General features: G+C 45.3%; 12 protein-coding genes and 2 pseudogenes. 5 read left to right on the top strand and 9 right to left on the bottom strand.

Features of this window, described 5'->3' with window-relative positions; genetic code table 11:
* Nucleotides 1-392 precede the first annotated feature (392 nt).
* From NDI33_RS27145 to NDI33_RS27135, 3 genes are all read right to left on the bottom strand, one after another.
* A complete protein-coding gene (locus tag NDI33_RS27145) occupies nucleotides 393-716 on the bottom strand; it encodes a hypothetical protein (protein ID WP_190671864.1) in 324 nt (107 codons plus the stop codon).
* A gap of 314 nt (nucleotides 717-1030) precedes the next feature.
* Complete coding sequence (locus tag NDI33_RS27140) at nucleotides 1031-1867, bottom strand: hypothetical protein (RefSeq protein WP_190671861.1); 837 nt, start codon at nucleotides 1865-1867, stop codon at nucleotides 1031-1033.
* A gap of 185 nt (nucleotides 1868-2052) precedes the next feature.
* Nucleotides 2053-2181, bottom strand: a complete 129-nt coding sequence (locus NDI33_RS27135; RefSeq protein ID WP_277878740.1) for a hypothetical protein — start codon at nucleotides 2179-2181, stop codon at nucleotides 2053-2055.
* Nucleotides 2182-2842: 661 nt separating this feature from the next.
* On the opposite strand from NDI33_RS27135, the gene NDI33_RS27130 reads away from it, so the two are divergent.
* Nucleotides 2843-8098 (top strand): CHAT domain-containing protein, encoded by a 5256-nt coding sequence (locus tag NDI33_RS27130; protein ID WP_190671859.1) that lies wholly within the window; start codon nucleotides 2843-2845, stop codon nucleotides 8096-8098.
* A gap of 97 nt (nucleotides 8099-8195) precedes the next feature.
* Here NDI33_RS27130 and NDI33_RS27125 read toward each other — a convergent pair whose 3' ends face one another.
* From NDI33_RS27125 to NDI33_RS27105, 5 genes are all read right to left on the bottom strand, one after another.
* Nucleotides 8196-8594: a hypothetical protein gene (locus tag NDI33_RS27125; protein WP_190671856.1), complete on the bottom strand. Its 399-nt coding sequence runs from the start codon at nucleotides 8592-8594 to the stop codon at nucleotides 8196-8198.
* A 461-nt stretch (nucleotides 8595-9055) separates the two neighbouring features.
* The gene (locus tag NDI33_RS27120; protein WP_190671853.1) at nucleotides 9056-9877 is read right to left on the bottom strand and encodes a DUF928 domain-containing protein; all 822 of its coding nucleotides are present in this window, start codon (nucleotides 9875-9877) and stop codon (nucleotides 9056-9058) included.
* Between the two features lie 27 nt (nucleotides 9878-9904).
* A complete protein-coding gene (locus NDI33_RS27115; RefSeq protein WP_190671850.1) occupies nucleotides 9905-12319 on the bottom strand; it encodes a CHASE2 domain-containing protein in 2415 nt (804 codons plus the stop codon).
* Nucleotides 12316-13629 carry a DUF1822 family protein gene (locus NDI33_RS27110; protein WP_190671847.1) on the bottom strand — a complete coding sequence of 438 codons (1314 nt, stop codon included), beginning with the start codon at nucleotides 13627-13629 and terminating at the stop codon, nucleotides 12316-12318. Before NDI33_RS27110 ends, NDI33_RS27115 begins: the two co-directional genes overlap by 4 nt.
* 21 nt (nucleotides 13630-13650) lie before the next feature.
* Nucleotides 13651-15360 (bottom strand): XRE family transcriptional regulator, encoded by a 1710-nt coding sequence (locus tag NDI33_RS27105; protein WP_190671844.1) that lies wholly within the window; start codon nucleotides 15358-15360, stop codon nucleotides 13651-13653.
* Between the two features lie 387 nt (nucleotides 15361-15747).
* On the opposite strand from NDI33_RS27105, the pseudogene NDI33_RS27100 reads away from it, so the two are divergent.
* From NDI33_RS27100 to NDI33_RS27090, 3 genes and pseudogenes are all read left to right on the top strand, one after another.
* Nucleotides 15748-16188 (top strand): annotated as a pseudogene (locus NDI33_RS27100) (hypothetical protein); the annotation flags it as partial.
* A 125-nt stretch (nucleotides 16189-16313) separates the two neighbouring features.
* Nucleotides 16314-16484: a hypothetical protein gene (locus NDI33_RS27095; protein WP_199302259.1), complete on the top strand. Its 171-nt coding sequence runs from the start codon at nucleotides 16314-16316 to the stop codon at nucleotides 16482-16484.
* Between the two features lie 495 nt (nucleotides 16485-16979).
* The gene (locus tag NDI33_RS27090; protein ID WP_190671841.1) at nucleotides 16980-17936 is read left to right on the top strand and encodes a tyrosine-type recombinase/integrase; all 957 of its coding nucleotides are present in this window, start codon (nucleotides 16980-16982) and stop codon (nucleotides 17934-17936) included.
* A gap of 20 nt (nucleotides 17937-17956) precedes the next feature.
* On the opposite strand, the gene NDI33_RS27085 is transcribed toward NDI33_RS27090, so the two are convergent.
* Nucleotides 17957-18313, bottom strand: a complete 357-nt coding sequence (locus NDI33_RS27085; RefSeq protein WP_190671838.1) for a hypothetical protein — start codon at nucleotides 18311-18313, stop codon at nucleotides 17957-17959.
* 111 nt (nucleotides 18314-18424) lie between these two features.
* Here NDI33_RS27085 and NDI33_RS27080 point away from each other — a divergent pair.
* A pseudogene (locus NDI33_RS27080) lies at nucleotides 18425-18667 on the top strand (DNA cytosine methyltransferase); the annotation flags it as partial.

Raw genomic sequence — 18667 nt, 5'->3', positions numbered from 1 at the left:
AATCATCGACGTGGCAAAACAAAGCTTCTAAACTAAGCATGGGCGGGTAGATACTTGAGAACTCAGCACTTTCAGCGTATCTGCTCCGCCCTTTTTTATCCCGAACTCACGTTTTATTAGGAGTGCATTTTGGGAATTATGCATTTAAGCAAGAACCTTAGCTCGTGAACCCTTTGATTGGCTTATTAGGGTTGAGTTTTTCGGATTATGCATTTGAGCGAGAGTTTTTATAATTGGCAATTGAAAGAGCAATCGCAGTCTAGAGGAATTTCAAACTCTAACCCAGAAAAAACCCCCTCTGGACAATGCAGAGGAAGGAGAAAGGTATTAAGTTGTCCCAACAACTAAGGCTCTTGAGGGATAGGGAAGGCAGAATAGAAGCTTTCCAAACCTTATTTTTTGAAGTTGCCTTCTAGACCTGCTTCCCAAGCATTTTTTAAGCGCGTAGCGATACCTCCAGAGGACATTGAGCCAGAGTTAACCACAGCTATAGCCATGTAATTTTCTGGGAACTGAACCACAGCAGTACGATAACCGCCCTGTTCGCCTCCGTAGTAAGGAATTGTATCGACTCCAAAGTGCTGCTTGATGAAAGGACTACTAATTTCACCCGCCCAGACAATGCGCTTATCCTGTGTGGCAAGCGTTGCTGGATTGTAAAGCGACTGATGTAGAGACTTGGAAATTAAGGTTTCCGTTGCTGAATAGTTCGCCATAAAAGCGGCAAATTCGCGAACTGATAGATAGTACCCACCTTGAGCATGGCAACCCCCATTTTGTTTTTTTCTGACCAAAATGTTCCTGGATCATCAGCAGAGGGAGAACTATAGCCGAGTGCAAAGGGACTGTGAACTAATGCTGTGTAGTGCCTATCTGCACAAGGAGTTCTTCGTGCAAACCTTGTTCGACAATGATCAAGTACTAATATCATGTCTGCATTGCATAACACTACTCAGCCGATGAGGATCTCAATTCGCGTACATGAGAGGGTAGTAATTTTTTCACTGCATATTTATCACTACCCGTTGATTTAGTTTGGAAGCTCCACAGTTACGACGAAGTTGTTGCCCTGAGCGGTGATCTTGGTAATCTTCGCTTTCGCCTCGACGTACTTGCTGATACTAGGTGCTGTCTTCACAGCTTCCGCAACCTTTTTCTTCACATTTGGATTATTCAAACCATTGGTGAGCTGATCTTCGATCGTCTTGGTTAATTCTCCCTTGATTCTGCCTTCGATTTTGCTACAGATACCACTAAATGCTTGGCACAGCTTGTTGGGGATATTGAGATCGGTCTTGAAGTCTACTTTCGGATTCGCATATGAAATAGAGCCATTGTAGGCCACTGGCGTGAGGGACACCGAAAGAATCGAGTTGTTCAGGTGGATGTCACGTTCCATGTCGAGCGAACACTCATTCCATTTACCGAGCAGCCGCCGGATACATTTTGCCTTAATTTCCTCACCCTGGCTTTCAAACTGTGCGGTTGCCTCAATGCTGCTATTGTTAATAGTGGCTTGGATAGATGATGTGTTCATATCACCGACATAGTACCTGAGCTTCCGATACTTAGTGATATCGAAGGTGTACTCGCTAATCGGAAATGCCTTCTTCGATCCGCCAGGCAATTGGACGTAACTGGAGTTTTTATGCCAGCTTGTGCCATTCTTCGACCCAAAACTGTTGAGATGGATCTTGGTTGAACTAAGCGCAACGTTGAAAGCGGCGGCGACAGCCGCCTTTGGAACGGGAATATCTACAGTTTTTGTATGCGCCACCGAACCAAGTAAAGGGATGCTGCTGAACGTCAGTCCTATGACAACTGGTGCTGCTACAAGTGTTTTACAATTTATCATTTGGCGTTTCATGGTTTAGACTCCTTTTAGATATTGAGAGGCTGAATGTTAGTGTTCCTGAGTGCATCATTCACTTTCTATTAGCAGTTTTTTGCTAAAACAGTTAAGTAACAATGGTGATAAAACCAATGTTTCAATGAGCCAGTAAATATTTTTTATCGTTTAGACATTTATTTTTCTCCTATTAATTTAAACTGCTAATCAAGGGTAAGAGAGATCGCTTCTTCACTAAGGTCACTTTCTAACTTGGCTTTCACCTCTATTTCAGCTTTCGCTTTTAAATCCTTTGATTGACTTATTAGAGGTAAGTTTTTGGAATTATGCATTTGAGCAAATCCCCTAGCTTGTAAACCCTTTAATTAGCTTATTAGGGTTGGTTCTTCGGGATTATGCATTTGAGCAACCTCCCTAGTTCGTGTTCCCTTTGATTGACTTATTAGAGGTAAGTTTTTGGAATTATGCATTTGAGCAAATCCCCTAGCTTGTGAACCCTTTAATTAGCTTATTAGGGTTGGTTCTTCGGGATTATGCATTTGAGCAACCTCCCTAGTTCGTATTCCCTTTGATTGACTTATTAGAGGTAAGTTTTTGGAATTATGCATTTGAGCAAGAGCTTTAACTAGTAAGCTCACCACAGGGCTTACTAGAGTTGGGTTTTTGGGATTATGCACTTTTACGCAAGTATAAAGTTTGTAGCTTCAATTGTTGATAAAAGGTAACTGCTGAAACCTAAACAAGTAGTCGGTGCTAGTTTTTGGTCAATGGATAAACGAGAAACTATTCCAATGAGCTACAGTTTGAAAAGCGAGTATTCCCCTCACACTCATCCGCGCATATGCTTGAATAGACTTTTTGCCTGAATAGCAGCGATAAGGGTAGTAAGTGCTATAAAGACATGGCAAAAACTAATTTTTGCCAAAGGTTTAATCAACCCAGATAAATTGACACTTGGCAGAGTTCTATAGCAAACTTTTGGAGGATCGCGTGATGAAACTATCCACAAAACACTTGGGTTGGTTGCTAACATTAGTTTTCCTAGCACTCGCTTCCGGACAGAGCCAAGCACAACCCATCACACCGGAATCAAGCCCGGATGGTACTAACACTGTTGTTACTCCTCAAGAAAATCGCTTCGACATTACTGGCGGCACGCGCTCCGGAGCCAATCTTTTCCACAGCTTTGAGCAGTTTGGGCTGAATTCTGGGCAGATTGCTAACTTTGTGTCAAACCCAGAAATTCAAAATATTCTGGGTCGCATTGTCGGTGGCGATGTCTCGGTGATTAATGGCTTAATCCAGGTCACGCAGGGAAATTCAAACCTCTTCTTGATGAATCCAGCAGGGATAATTTTTGGTTCCAATGCAAGGCTAAACGTGCCTGCTGCTTTCACGGCAACCACAGCTACGGGTATTGGTTTTGGGGAAAGTTGGTTTAATGCTGTTGGTGCTAATAGCTATGCTGCCTTGGTAGGAAACCCCAACACTTTTGCCTTCACGACTTCTCCACTAGGCTCAATCATCAATGCTGGAAACTTGGCAGTGGCAGAGGGTCAAAACTTAACTCTGCTAGGTGGCACTGTGATTAATACTGGCACAGTCTCAGCACCGGGAGGTTGGATTACAGTAGCAGCAGTACCGGGAAAGAATTTGGTGCGGATTAGCCAGGAGGGGACGGTGCTGAGTTTGGAACTACCCTCTAGTGGGAGTAATCAGCCAAATTCTCTATCCTTCACCCCTCTGTCTTTGGCACAATTGCTGACAGGGGGAGATTTGGCTGATGCTACAGCAGTGACGGTTAACGACGATGGCACGATATCACTAACCGGGTCTGGTTTAAAAGTAGATGCAGATGCAAGTACAGTTATTACCTCTGGTCGTCTAGATGTTTCAAATACAGCACCTGGTCAAGCTGGGGGTACTGTGCAAGTTTTGGGGGATAAGGTAGGGCTTTTGGGTGCTGAGATTAATGCGTCTGGCACGTCGGGCGGCGGGACAGTGCTAATCGGTGGCGATTACAAAGGTCAGGGAACGGTGCCGAATGCATCTCGCACTTATGTTAGTAATAATTCGGCAATTACTGCGGATAGTTTACTGGACGGGAATGGCGGTCGAGTGATTACCTGGGCAGATGAAGTGACTACTTTCTACGGCAATATTAGCGCTCGTGGTGGTAGCGATGCGGGTGATGGGGGATTTGTTGAGGTTTCGGGTAAGCAAAACTTGATCTTTGATGGCACTGTTGATGTAAGTGCTAGTAACGGCAATTTAGGGACTTTGCTGCTTGACCCGACAAATATCATTATTTCTAATGAGCCAAGTACCGGGGGGGTTAATGCCGCCTTACCAGATATATTTCAAGGTGATTTGGCTGGGGAAATTACGATTAACGCCACAAATCTCCAAAATCAGACAGGAAATATTGTTCTAGAGGCTAGTAATAATATTACGATCGCTGATGGTGTATCGCTGAACTTTGGCCTCCCTGGTGCTGGTGAGTCGATTACATTTACAGCAGATGCAGGAGTGAGTGATGGAATTGGGTCTTTTTCGATGGATCGAACTCAATCCATCACAACTAACGGAAGAGATTTAACAATTTCCGGAGCAAGCATCACTACAGGGAATCTCAATACAGCTGACTTGGCTACTACCATAGGAGGTAATGGTGGCGATATTAACTTCAATGCCACTAACGGTAATATCAGCTTTAACAGTATCAACACCCAAGGGTTAATAACTAGTGGCAATGTGAGCATTATTGCTAACGGAGTCGTCAGGGGAGAGGGAACGATAAGTAGCAATCCTTCTGTTCCTGTTCCTACTAATACCACTATCTTTACTCGAGGAGGCTCCGTTAGAATTCAACATAATGGTGGATTAGATAACTTTCAGTTTGTTGTGGGCGATGCAACTAACAACGGTACAGCCGGAGCAATTAGAACTGGTAATGGTACGGGTAATGGTCAAATTATCGCTTCACAAACTATTCCGAATGCCAATACTTCAATCCCAAATAACAACACCTTTGTAGTTGGCAATCCTAATAGCGATGGGATTAGTATCACTTTTATTAACCAAGCACCGACGCTAACGACAAATACCCAGCTATCTAATACTCAGCAAAATCAGCCACTTACGTTTACCTTTGCGGATTTAAATCCGATCGCGAGCGATGCCAATGGCGACAATACCTCAATCCGAATTGATGCGATCGCAGCAGGAACGCTGACCAGAAATGGGATTGAACTTGGTGCAGGTGACACGATTAACGCCAGTGATGTTTTAGTCTACACCCCACCCCAAGATGCCACAGGTTCGGTGAACGCCTTTTCCATTCGCGCAACTGATAACGTCTCAACGTCAGCTCCAGTTCCAATTGCGATTAATGTCACTCAGCCCCCTGTTATCCCTCCACCGAAGCCTCCAGACCCCAATCTACCACTGCCTCCCCAAGCCGATCCGGTCGAGGGGCTACCCCTTACTTTCCAACCCGAAAGCGATCGCCTATTACTAATCGGGGAACCTCTAGCTCAGTCACCTTCCCTCACGGAACTGGCAATCCTTCAAGGCGTTTTGCCCGAACCTTCGCTACTACTGGTTCCTCCAAGCCAATGGAAACAACGCTCGGGTAGTACACCTGCTGGCGTCTCTACACTAGATAGACTTACACCTAGGCCTAAGCCCTCTCTTGTAACACAAGGACTGCATTACCCTAATTTCACCTTGTCACCTCCACCTGGTGATGGAACTCCTCAACCTCCACCAATACCAATACCTCAACCAACACCTCAACCAATAGTTGACCCTGATGTTCCAAAGGTAACAGACCCGCCTGGATCGGGAGATTCCTCAGTTGCCAGCGAACTCAATCTTCCGAACGCAAACGATTCGCCGTCTGCGGAACCAGGACGCACCAATTCAGATAGCTCTATTACTGCCTTATCACCTTTTGAAGATTCCACTTCACCATCAACAGCACAGAACAACACTTCTTCATCACAACAAAATACGCAACAGAATTCAGCGATCGCGCAAAAGATGGAAGATTGTCAACAACAGGTTAAGGCAATCAATAAGAGTGGGGCAGCTAATCGCACTCAAGGGAATTATGACAACCTTATAAAGTGCTACAAGCAAAATCTAGACGTTGCTACAAAAGAAAAAAGTTTTGAGTGGGAAGCCTATGCCATAAACAATTTAGCCATTTCCCACTTTGTAGCCGGAGATTACCTTAAGACAATTGAGTTCCACCAGCAGCAACTGGAAAGAGCGCGACAGGCTCGCAGCCGAGTCCAAGAAAGTATTGCTTTATCAGGCATGGGTGCAGCTTATGCTGCCCTTGGGGACTACGAAAAAGGGATCGCCTACTACACCCAAAGCTTAGGAATTACACCCGTTGAATCTGCCCCGCAGTGGAAATCGCTAACGCTGAGAAATCTGGGTAATGCCTATCTCGCTCAAAAAGATTATCAAAAAGCCATTCAGTATCAAGAAGAGAGCTTGGCTCTTTCTAGAACAATTGGCGATCACCACGGAGAAATCCAGGCATTGGGAAACTTGGGGAATGCCCAGGCAATTTCCGGTGAGTTTAATCGCGCCACTGAGTACCAGCAACAAAGCTTGAGTCTGGCACGGGAACTAGGCAATCGCTTAGAGGAGGCACAAGCCTTGTTGGGTCTGGGCACAACCTACTCTTACCGCCGCGACTATGCCAAGGCGGTCGAGTACCATCAACAGAGTTTAGTAATTGTTCGAGAACTTCAGGCACGGCTAGGAGAAGGTATTACGCTAACTAATTTAGGTGATGCTCAATTTAAATTAAACAAGCTATTTGAAGCTGAACGAACCCTATTAGATGGAATTGAAATTTGGAAGTCTCTACGTGCTGGACTGGGAACGAATGATGCTTTCAAAGTCTCTATTTTTGAAACTCAAATTGCCGCCTACCGCAATCTTCAAGAAGTTTTCAGCGCTCAAAATAAAGTCAATGAAGCATTAGAAATTGCTGAACAGGGACGCGCCAGAGCCTTTGTAGAGTTATTAGCCCGGCGCTTAGCTGAAACTGACAGGGCTAACCTAACAACTCAAGCACCGACAATTGAAGAAATTCAACTAACTGCCCGCATCCAAAACGCCACAATTGTTGAATATACAATTATCCGCGACCAATTTGTCGAGACACCTTATGGTGCATCTGTCCAACAAACTGGACAACCCCAAGATTCAAAACTGTTTATTTGGGTGATACAACCAACTGGTCAAGTCGCATTTCGTAGAGTTGATTTAAAGTTCCTACAACGGCAATCGTCATCGGTAGAAGACCTTGTTCGTACCAGTCGTATTTTACAAGGTCCTCGCGCTGGTAAAGGAGAGATAGCAAGGTCACAACTTCATAAATTGTTGATTGAACCCATTGCTGATATTCTGCCAAAGGAGCCTGAAGCGCGGATAATTTTTATTCCTCAAGAATCCCTGTTTTTATTACCCTTTTCGGCATTACGAGATACTACTGGTCAATATCTGATTGAGAAGCATACAATTTCGACAGCTCCAGCGATTCAAGTACTGACACTGACCCATCTACAACGTCAACGGTTGCAGGCACAGTACTCACAAAGGTTTCTAGGAAAGGAGGTTTTAGTAGTAGGTAATCCGACGATGCCCACCCTCAAGATTAAGAAAAAATTTCAGCAACTTTCACCGTTACCGGCTTCTGAAGCGGAAGCCAAAGAAATTGCAAGACTTCTGAATACCAAAGCCATCCTCGGTGACAACGCCACCAAAAGTTACATTTTGCAGCAACTACCCGCTGCACGACTGGTGCATCTAGCTACTCATGGGTTGCTTGATGATATTAGGGGATTGGGTATACCAGGTGCGGTCGCTCTTGCGCCCTCAGCCAACGATGATGGTTTCCTCACCGCTGGAGAAATACTGAAGCTAAAGCTCAATGCCGAATTAGTTGTTTTGAGTGCTTGTGACACAGGACAGGGGAAAGTTACAGGAGATGGCGTTATCGGGCTGTCTCGTTCGTTGATTGTCGCTGGTGTTCCAAGTGCCGTTGTGTCGCTCTGGGCAGTGCCGGATGCCCCAACTGCCCAGTTAATGACCGAGTTTTATCGCTATCTCTCTTCAAATCCTGACAAAGCCCAAGCACTACGTCAGGCAATGCTGACGACAATGAAACAATACCCGCAACCTTACAACTGGGCCGCTTTTACCCTGATTGGTGAAGCCCACTAAAGTGACTAAGCTCATATCTTGCACCAATCAGGATAAACGAATTGTGCCAGTTTATTAGTGGCACAATTTTTATGGCTGACTATAGGAAGAAGCGCAGTTAGTTACACTGTGGTAAGTCTGGCTTCTTATTGCAAATGGATGAGTCTGGCTTTGGCTGGCTTGGTGGCTTTGGTTTTGGCTGGTTTGGTGGCTTTGGCTTTGGTTTTGGCTGGTTTGGTGGGTCAGCGTCATCATTTGGTTCCTTTGGTCCATCATTACCACCTTGGTCTTGACCACCTATGTCTCCACCACCATCACAGAAGCTCCCCCCATCTATCGCCATACACGGCTCTGCTGGTCCAAGAGCAAGCGCAGGCGCAGTAATGACTGTCCCTAGAGAGAATCCAATTAAACTTAGAGGCAGTAAGGCTATAGCTCCAACTAGAAATTTGTGAAATTTGCCGTTGCCGTTGAGGGTATTGTTGCCATTGAAGTCAGTGCCATTGATCATTGCCATTTCAGTTGCTCCTTGTTATTCAAATTGATGACCGAATAGGTTTTAACGCCCAGTCTTTGTATTTGTGCAGTAGTTGATTTTGGGGCAGATCAGGTTAGGTTTTGGGGATTATGCATTTGAGCAATAGTCTTAGCTCGTGAACCCTTTGATTGGCTTATTCGCCGTGGGTTTTTGGGATTATGCATTTGAGCAATAGCCACAGCTTGTGCCATTGACCTAAAAAAAGGGACAGCCGTGTAGAGACTGGGAGCTGCTTTCAAGGGCATGATCGCCCGTTCCAGCCTCAACTAGATGCATGAAAAAACGATCGCTGGGGAGGTTTGCGATTGCGCTCTTGTTGTACCAGTTAGCGCCAACTGTCCATACGCCAGGGAATGAGAGGGAGTGGATGCGATCGCAGTCAATGTTGGATTACTTGCCTTTTATCCACTTGATAGCAGTTGGAAATTCAAAATTCAAAATTAACGTTCAGACTTGCAGCACTCCAGTATTGGTTCTGAGACAACATCGTCCAAGCCCACAGCTTGCAGAAGGGCACCCCAATCATTACTGTTGGCATCAATACGGCGAAGTTCAGAAGCGGCAGTCAAAGCCTCGTGCCAAAAGCCATTGGCAGCATATAAGGCGACGCGCTGCGGTAGAGTCGCTTTCTCTAGCTGACTTTGAACAGTAAGATTCAGTGATTCTCTCTGTACCCAACCATCAACGCCATCCAAAACCTCAGCTGGTTTTTTCGGATTAAGTACTGAGAAATACCAGCGATATCTTTTGCCAATTTTTAGAGGTGCCACGGTGGACGGAAGGCGAACACTGATAACACCAGGTAGTGTGTCAGACACTGTTAAAGTGGTCTGGTAAATATCATTGTCTTGTTCGTCTTTCAGGACAAATTCTAAGGGACAACCGGAATAAGGAACATAAAACCAAAAGGTGGGATGCTCGGCGTTCGTAAATCCCAAGGCCAATTCCGAGTTGGGAATTTTATAAACCGGAACCAATGCCTTGAGTTGCTTTTCATCAACCTTGCAGGGGTTACGTCTTCCTCCTCCAGTGCGGCTCCCTGGTTCACCAAGGTCGCTGGGTGGCGGGGGCGCGTTGAAAACCAACGCGGTGTTTAATTGGGCACTGGACAGACGAATCGGTGAGTCATTTCTAGTTGAAAGGCTTGATTCAAGAATTACAGATTTAGCAGGGTGTGCTTGTACTGAAGAAAAGCCGAAAGATACCAAACTGATAGCAAAGGCTAGTTGAATCGGTTGAAGAAGCGATTTTAAGCTAGTCATGGCTCAATGTTCTGAAGAATAATGCTGTCAGTGAGGCTGAGGAGCGCGGGCAGCTACCATACTCCCTCCGGTGACGACCAAAGCCAACGCCGAAGGGACAAGTGGCACCCAACCGCCCTGGCAGATGAGAGCAAAGCTAAGCCCGTATAAAACCCCAAGGGCAGCTCCTCCTGCCAGTCCTAAGCGCAGGAAATTCTGAATGCGCCACGCTAGTATGCCTCCTACCAAAGACCAACCCCAGACCCATAATGTTTCGCCCCAGTGCGACCAGACCCACAACAAGGGGCGCTCATCGAGAACAGCACTAAGAATCTGACTGACCATCTGGGCGTGAACGATGACTCCTGGCATTTCCTGATAAATCTCCTGACCCGCACTGTATGGCGTGGGAAAATAATCACCGTCACTTTGAGCAGTAACGCCGATCAAGACAATTCGATTCTTCACTGCCTCAGACGGAACCTTATCTGTGAGTATGTCGTTTAGCGTTACTGTATCGGCAAGGGGAGAGTGGTAGTGGACGGGGCGGTAATTGAGGAGTATTTGATAACCAGAGTCATCGACTTTTTGATAGCCTCCCATCGGTACTTGTAACCGCTTGAAAATAACCTTACCAACCTGCAATTGATTTTTATTATTGTATTTGGCTTCAATCCCCTCCGCCTTTAGATAACGAAATGCTAGCTGGGCACTCAAGGCGTTTGGTGTGGCACAAGCAGATTTGGCGTTTGGGTTCATTGCGATGAGATGGCGACGGATAATACCATCTGGGTCTTTGACTAAATCACTAAAACCTTGCCGTTCTGTCGGAATTTCAGGAGGGGGTGCAATGCCTGGTTCGTTGAGCTTCTGTTCGCTAACTTTGCAAATGGCGAAGATGCGTGAAGCGAAGCTAGCGCTCTGCGCCTCGCTGTTTTTCAGGCGAGTGGCTAATTCTGGCTGGTTAGGGTCTACAGGGAAATCGCGATAGATATCTAAACCAATTGCTCGCGGTTGATAGGACTCCAGTTTCTCTAAGAGTCTCGCTAGTGCTAAATCCGATAGTGAGCCTTTGCGGGATTTCTGATCGGGAAGTTGAAAATCCGCTTCAGTAATGGCGACGACCAAAAGACGAGAATCCTGCCTTTCATTAGGGCGTAGCCGCACCAACTGGTCAAAAGCTTTAAGTTCCCATGACTGTAATAAACCAAACGCACGTCCCCCTATCACTAAGCCAGTGACGGCAAAACTCGCCAACAGCACCCTCCACAAACCACGCTGTGACGAGATTGGGGTTGGCTGGCGTATCGGTTGGGGAGAGTCAGTTGGTGATTTTGGTTCATTGAGGAAATCGTTCCAATTGGGTGGCACTTCAGCCGGATTCTGAAAAGTCACTGGTAACCAGCTAGCACCGGGAAATTCCCCCTCTATCCCTTGCAACCTTTCCCGCGCTTTTCGCACAGCTACATCGAACGACCGACCGCCAGCAAACTCTGTAAGAAAGTACTTCAAAAACTCTTGTGCCACCAAATCAGGCACGGGTTCGCGCATTACAATCATTTGAGGGATGTGCAAATCCGCCAACTGCCGTGCTAACCCCAACCCATCACACGAGTTAAAAATCGCCAGTTGCAAACCGCGTGCGATCGCTTCATTCAGAGCATTTTTTAACTGAGTAATCGTTAAACTGTCGGTAGGATTTATATAAATCTGACCCGAACCGCCATCAGCTTGCGTCGAACTATGCCCAGCAAAAAAAAGGATATCCCATCCCTGGCTATCCCAAAGCTGTTCATTTAATTCCCGGCGCTGAGGTTCCACCAAAAAGACGGTTTGTGCATCTTTTAAATTCTCCAGCAATCGCTTATCTGCCTCAATATCAATTCCCGCAGAATCGCCCAGAATCGCCAATATCCTCACTTGCTTGGTAGAATTTCTGGCAGCTTTTCCGGGTTCAAAGTTGAGGGGACTTAAGGAGACTTCTGCCAGTGGGTAATCCCTAAAAAATCGCCAAGTATACCAGGGTAATTTTCTGAGTTGGTTGTCTTCGGTTTGAATAATGACTCGAATTTCCTGCCCTGAGTCTAGTTGCTTATAAAGTTGGCGAGAGATGTCGCTAAATCCTTCAGAATCGAGCCAAGTATCAATTCGGTTTTGTAACTCTTGACTTACTTCATAAAAATCGGCATCACAAACGTGAGTCACGTCGGAGTCATCAATTTCAATATCTTCATCGATTAGTTGAGGTTGACGCCTGCGTATCGTCAGAGAGCGAGCCTGATAGAGTAACTCATAAAGCAATTGCCAACGACGGTATAGGTCGAGAATATCTGGAGCTGTTGGTAAGCTGCCCGTAATTTGCTGCCTCTGGGGAGTATTCTGGGATTGTAGCCAAGCTGTGACAAAAGGAAAGCCGTTGTGCAAGTCACCCTTTCCTAGGTTCAAAACAACTAAATTAGTCACGGCTCTTTTCCCGTAAGCGGTTCAATCACAAAATCTTCTGTAATACTGAAATCATCAAGAGCCACTTTGACACTGAAACATTTTCCCATCGGACAGGTAAATCGTTTTAGTTGAATCAAGCTATCTTGAGTTCGCGCTTTGTATTCCTGAAGCGTTGCTCCTGATTGAGAGAGGAGAATCAGTTTGATATTGGAAGGCAGGTAAGTTTGCCCACCTGCTGGATAGAGTTGCACGCGAATCCCCACTCTTTGCTCAGTCTCGGGTGCTAAACCAACCAGCAGCGCCACCGATTGATTCTCCAGTTCTATCCCTAAATCAATCAGTTTAATTCCCTCAACAAAAACCTTTCTAGCCTCTGTAACAGGAGGTCTACGTTGTCTGAAACTAAAGGCTAAATTTCCTGAGTCTGTATTCAAAAGTGTATCAATAGATTGCCAACCCGCCTCAAATACCTCTTGAAACCATTGCCCTAAGTTAATAGAGGTTTGCTTATGTGCCGCCGCTACAACAAATTTCCCTAACCGTCGCTCGTATAACTCTTGTCTCCATTGTTCGTTAGCCAGCAACGCCGCCCACTGTTCAAAACTGACAGCAAGTTGAGGAAAATAAACTGATGAGTTTCCTAGTTTTCCCAACAAGTTGTTAGCTATTTCTTTTGACAAACTCGATGCCGACTCTATCTGTATTTGTTTATTGAGAATTGGCTCCGGATCTAGCAACATCATGGTCAAATCTTCAGCTAGATGTTGTTGAGCGATGTAGTAGGCACGATCGCTTTCATCGTATATTCCCCTTTTCTTAAGATTTTGATGGCTAACATATCCCCACAGCCGCAGGCAAGATTCATTCTGATTGTTCACACTCACTTGTACTGCAAGATAATAGTCGGCTCTCCAGTTAGGAAGATCGACCCACTCTTGCGGAATGCAAAATTCCTCCGAATCATTACTTTCACTGGGAATAAGTGCTAGTCGAATCTTACCTACTTTGATGACACTGCCGTTAACAAATTCCCAGAGGCTTGGCAAGGATGATTCGGGAAATATGCTGGTACAATTTGGCTTAAAGGTACTACTGGTAAAACTTGACTGAAAGGTACTAGCTTCTTCTGCTGGTTGCTCTTCTTCAAACCAAGCCTTAAGCCAGGGGACAAAAGTATTCAGGCAAAGGTCATTGAGATAAGCATTACAGCGGGCAGTCGCATTGGAATGGCGTTGCGATCGCTCCCATGCTTTTTCTTGAAGCTCAATTGATAGCTTTAACCACAGATGTTCGGGATAAATGGTTGATAATTCTCGTAAACTAAACATAATTGTTTTTCCTAATATTACTTACAATTCGACAGAGTACAAAGTTTTCAACCAGACTTCAACTACCTCATTAACCTGTTCTTTTTCTGGCTCTAGAGAAAGACTAAAAACATCATAAACCCACTGGATTAGAGAACTCTGCAACTGCTGCTTGGCATTGCTAATTGCTTGTTTCACATTCCAGTTAGGTTTAAGAATTACTAGTTGTTGTTCGGCTATTCTCTGACAATATTGCATTTGTATCAATTCTTGCATAGAAATTTCTAATTTTTTAAAGGCATCTAACAAGTGAATATGAACTATCTGTTGATAGTACCTTTTTAACCATGAATGAACACAATCAAGCTTAAGATTATTAATTTGAGTGAGGACTGTTTCTTGTAATTGATTTTTAGCTGCGCTCAGTTCGTGAGTAACTTCAGCCGATTCAGCCATTTTTATTTTGCTACAATAATCGGTAATTTCTTCCACGTCCATTCTCTGCCCATAGCGGAGCCGCAAAATAGTTTGCCTCGAGTTATCAAGGGTTTCAATAGAATTAATTAAAGCTTCCTCAATTAAATCTGAGTGATTGGGGTTCGAGAATCTTTCCTCTAAAAATTTTTCTACATATCTTTGCGCCCAGACTTGAGGGTCGGTCTTCATTGTGTCAGTGATGAAAGTTTCAAACATCATTAGTAATGGAGTTTTGTAGACATTTGATATATAACGTGCAACTGTTCCTTGGTTTATTCCAACTTTATTTGCAAATTGCTCTTGAACCAGAAGAGAAAATTCATGGGGGTAACATAGCGGCATAACTGCCTTGCGGACTTCCTGAGGAATTTTACTGCGAATTTTTTCGAGGCTATTATTAATCTGCTGTATTTCTTTCCGAAACATTAGATCAGCCTGTCCCATAAAATCTACTGGGTTTTCTTCCAACTCAAAAAATTCCCAAGGATTCATAGATGGTTCGTGCTGTTTTTCATAACTATCTGCATCGCGAGAAATTTCAACTAGTATTGGATAATTTTGCAACGCTTCAATGCAGATTTTCATCCATTTTTTAATCATTTCAGGCGTTACTTCTGGACTAGAAGACACCTGTAGAGGTGCATCAGCCTGAAATCGATTGGAGTTGTAGTCCCTAGTTGTTTCTTCAAAATCTAGGAGTTCCGGTTCAGGCCATCTTCTAGTAGTTCTTGTGGTAGGATTATAAACTCTATTATTTTTGTAAATTGGTACGAAGTATTGCCAAGCAAAAATGTATCGAGTAATATTCGGCTCAATTATTCCTTGTCTTAAAAGGGCTTCTCGTAATTTTTGTTTGTCATTATTAAATTTTCTTCGGCTACTTAAGTCTACGTCACACAACAGATGCCAAGGAGATTCACAATTTATCTGGTCTAGGATGGTATTTCTTAAAGCACCTTGTAGATAAGTTTTTAGATTAGCACCGCTAGCATCTTGGAAGTTGTACCCCTGAATGCATTTTTTCAGCTTTTCTCGGTTATATAAGAAATCACTTGTCAGATCAAAAAACTTGATGCAAGTTGCTGTAGGAAATGGAAACTTTCGAGAAAATTGCTGGACAAAATGACATCGAGATAGGTCAAAATAAGCGACTAGATGCAAATGAGCTAACTGCCGTTCAAACTCGGATTTTGAATCATCGTCGAGCGTTTCTCCAAAATATTGAACGTAATGGCTATCTTCCCATTCTGGATGTAACTGAACTTGCTTCTCCATTCTGCTTCTTAATGGCTTTTGAATTGATGGTTTAAAGCTGGGATAACCGTTGTCACTTCTGCAAGCATATAATATGCAGAATTTGTCAATGGTATTCTGACATCCTAAGCTCGACATTTTGGCTTCCTCGTTGAAATCTAGAACACGATGTTGTAGATACTTCAGTTTTGGCAATGCTAACTCAAAGTCCCAAAGTTATGTCCTAGTGGACAGGAAACCGAACCCTGGGTAGTTCTACTAAACTTATTGAGGTACAGAAAAGGTTTTTATGTAGAAGAGCGATTTTTTTCGGGGGAGACGGACAGAAGGCGAACCAACTTGCGTAAATATTTATACCCAAGATACCTGACCGTACTCATCAGTATGTCCGTCAAATTTCTTAAGCAACTGAGAGATGGCGATGACGCTCTGTTGGTCAATTGGTGTGAACTGATGGTGAGCCGTCCTGATGGTAAGGTGATCTACAAAAACTCGTTTGCCACCAACCACACCATTATTGATAACACCGTAGCAGAGATCATCCTAGCGGGTCGTACTCGATGGAAGGTGGAAAACGAGAACAACAACACCCTCAAGATCAAGAGCTACAACCTGGAACATAATTTTGGGCGCGGCAAGCAGTATCTCCCCTCGTTCCTCGCCACCCTCAACATCCTGCCCCTACTATTCCGCACGTTGTTGGAGCTGCTCGACCAGAAATACAAACTCCTACGTTCTCACTTGCCTACCCGCAAAACATTCTTCGATGATTTGCGTGTTTTAACCCGTTCAGGACTTACGCAACTGTCACAAGCAATGGCACGGCGTAGTCGCGCGCCAAGCAACTAGAGGACAAACATAGAAACATCCAGACGTTTTAGTTGCTGAACTAAATAATTTGACAATAACCCATGTTTAATTTCTTAATACAAAGAAAAAAGGAAAAGGTAGATTTCAAAAGCGCTAATCCAATTATGCGGCTGAGGGACGGGACAGCGGTAAGAACGTGGAAGAACTTAGCAGGAGTTGACCACGTTTTCTTAGCCGATGCCAATGACCGAATGGTTTACGGGGGTGATGTGGGTTGGATTCATAGTCAAGGATTAAATCAAGCGAGAGCCAGAATTAGAAGAGACTTTACTTAAGGTAAGACCGCGATCGCTATTGTGATACCTTCCTCTGGGCATTGGGGTATCCCTACTGGGGCGAGTTCTCTCTGTGGCAACCAATCTCATAAAGGCATTTGCTACGAAACCTATACAGACTGCTGAATTGCAACAGATTATTAGCTTTGTAACCCTCTTAGTCTCTAGGAACTGAATTCAGGTAAAAATAAACATTTCGGTGCGCCGAAATGGTTGTCCTTGCAAGCTTCTTAGTCGCTAGACACTGCGCTTTAGTGGGTGTGGCAATGACAACACTAACTACAGAGTGTGTAAAGTAGAACTGCATATACTAGATCCTCTTGTGGGCTGAGTAGCTGGTCTTTGTGAGAGTGCGACTCAGTGGTGACTGAGTGGCTAGACATCCAGCCAACCCAAACAAGACCAACGCGATCGCTCCCCACCCCATCGATTAGTTCCCAAGCGAACTAACTCCATGATTAAATAGCTTTTTAGAATTGTACTTCTGATAAGTAAATGAGTCGCCTAGCCGCGAAAACCCTGGTGCTGACAATACCGCTGCCACTGACTCAACACCCAGCAGCGGTGTATTTGGATGGACTGGCGGATGGTTCCAGACCGACAATGAGACAGGCATTGGATGCGATCGCATCTCTCCTGACGAACAATCAGTGCGATGCAATGACACTGAATTGGGCAGCACTGCGGTATCAAAACACTGCGGCTATCCGCACGGCGCTGATGAAACGATACGCCCCGGCGACAGCGAATAAGATGCTGTGTGCGTTGAGAAGAGTGCTCAAAGAAGCGCTGAGATTGGATTTGATGGATGCGACCGATTATGCTCATGCGGTGGATTTCCCGAGCGTATCGGTCAAAAAAGGACTCAGAGGACGGGCACTGAATCAGGATGAAATTGCCGCGCTCTTTCAGGTGTGCGTTGATGACGCAACACCCACGGGTGCTAGAGATGCGGCGCTCATCGCTATTTTGAGGGGCGCTGGATTGCGTCGGGCTGAAGCAGTCAACTTGGACTTGAAAGACTTTAACGCCAGCTGCGGTCAGATGGAAGTGCGCGATGGGAAGGGCGGGAAAGACCGCACGGTGTATCTGTCGAATGTAGCGAGCGCTCTCGTGGAAGATTGGCTTGTTGTCAGAGGCTTGTCACCGGGTCCGTTGCTGTGTCCAATTCGCAAGGGCGGACGAGTGGAACGGCGACGGATGACTCCCCAAGCGGTGTTATTGATTGTGCAAAAACGTGCGAATGAAGCTCTTGTAGCGGCGTTTTCTCCCCACGATTTTAGAAGGACGTTCTGCTCGGATTTGCTGGATGCTGGCACTGATATTGTCACGGTGCAGAAACTCGCAGGGCATGCTTCACCAGCGACCACTGCCAAGTATGACCGACGCGGGGAAGAAACGAAGCGAAAAGCTGTGGAGCGGTTGGATATTCCCTACACTCGGCGGGAGTGAGGGTGCAATCTCTGTCCGATTCAACACCTGCAAGGCCTGCGGTCTCGTGACTTGCCTCCAAGCAGTTCGGCATTCCCCGCCCGCTTGGAGGCCGCTGGAGCTGCCCGGTCATCGTCTAGTTGCTGAGGTTTTGTCGGAGCTGAGTCTCGCTTGTCTGTTCCTTTCTCGTTCGTTGAGTCGTTGGCTGCTGAGTTGGGTGCAGTTGAGTGTTGTTGGCGGGTGAGCGATCGCGCTTTCACTGGCTTCGTTGCCTCGTGTGGTTTGATTAGGTTCCGCTTCCCCGACGTTGCATATTTCAGTCCAGTGACCGAAATTCTAGTTTCACGACCTTCAGATCTCACCGAAGAACTGGAACGATGTTTCAGTTGAATCAGCATCCGTCGTGTAGAGTGCCTAATAACTCTAGAGTTAGGCACTCCAGTTAATTGACCTGAACCCAACTGATGAGTAGAATGCCTAAAATATCCCTATAGTTAGGCACTCCGTTTATGTTTATCCGAACCAAAATAATTAAAGGTCAACCTTACCGTTACCTGGTCGAAACTTATAAAACCGCTGACGGCCAAAAACGTCAAAAGGTACTCAAATATTTAGGTCATGCTCCCACCCTACCGGATGATGCTCCAACGGCTGTTGTACTGTTTGCTGGAGGCGGTGGGGTAGAAGCTGGCATGGTCATGGCTGGTGTTAGACCCCTTTTGAGCGTGGAATGCGACCCCAGTCGAACAGAA

Origin of the sequence: Trichocoleus sp. DQ-A1 (genome assembly GCF_039961955.1) — a bacterium.
GTDB lineage: Bacteria > Cyanobacteriota > Cyanobacteriia > Cyanobacteriales > FACHB-T130 > FACHB-T130.
Note: the sequence above shows the minus strand (reverse complement) of the source record. Positions and strands in the feature narration are given on the sequence as shown.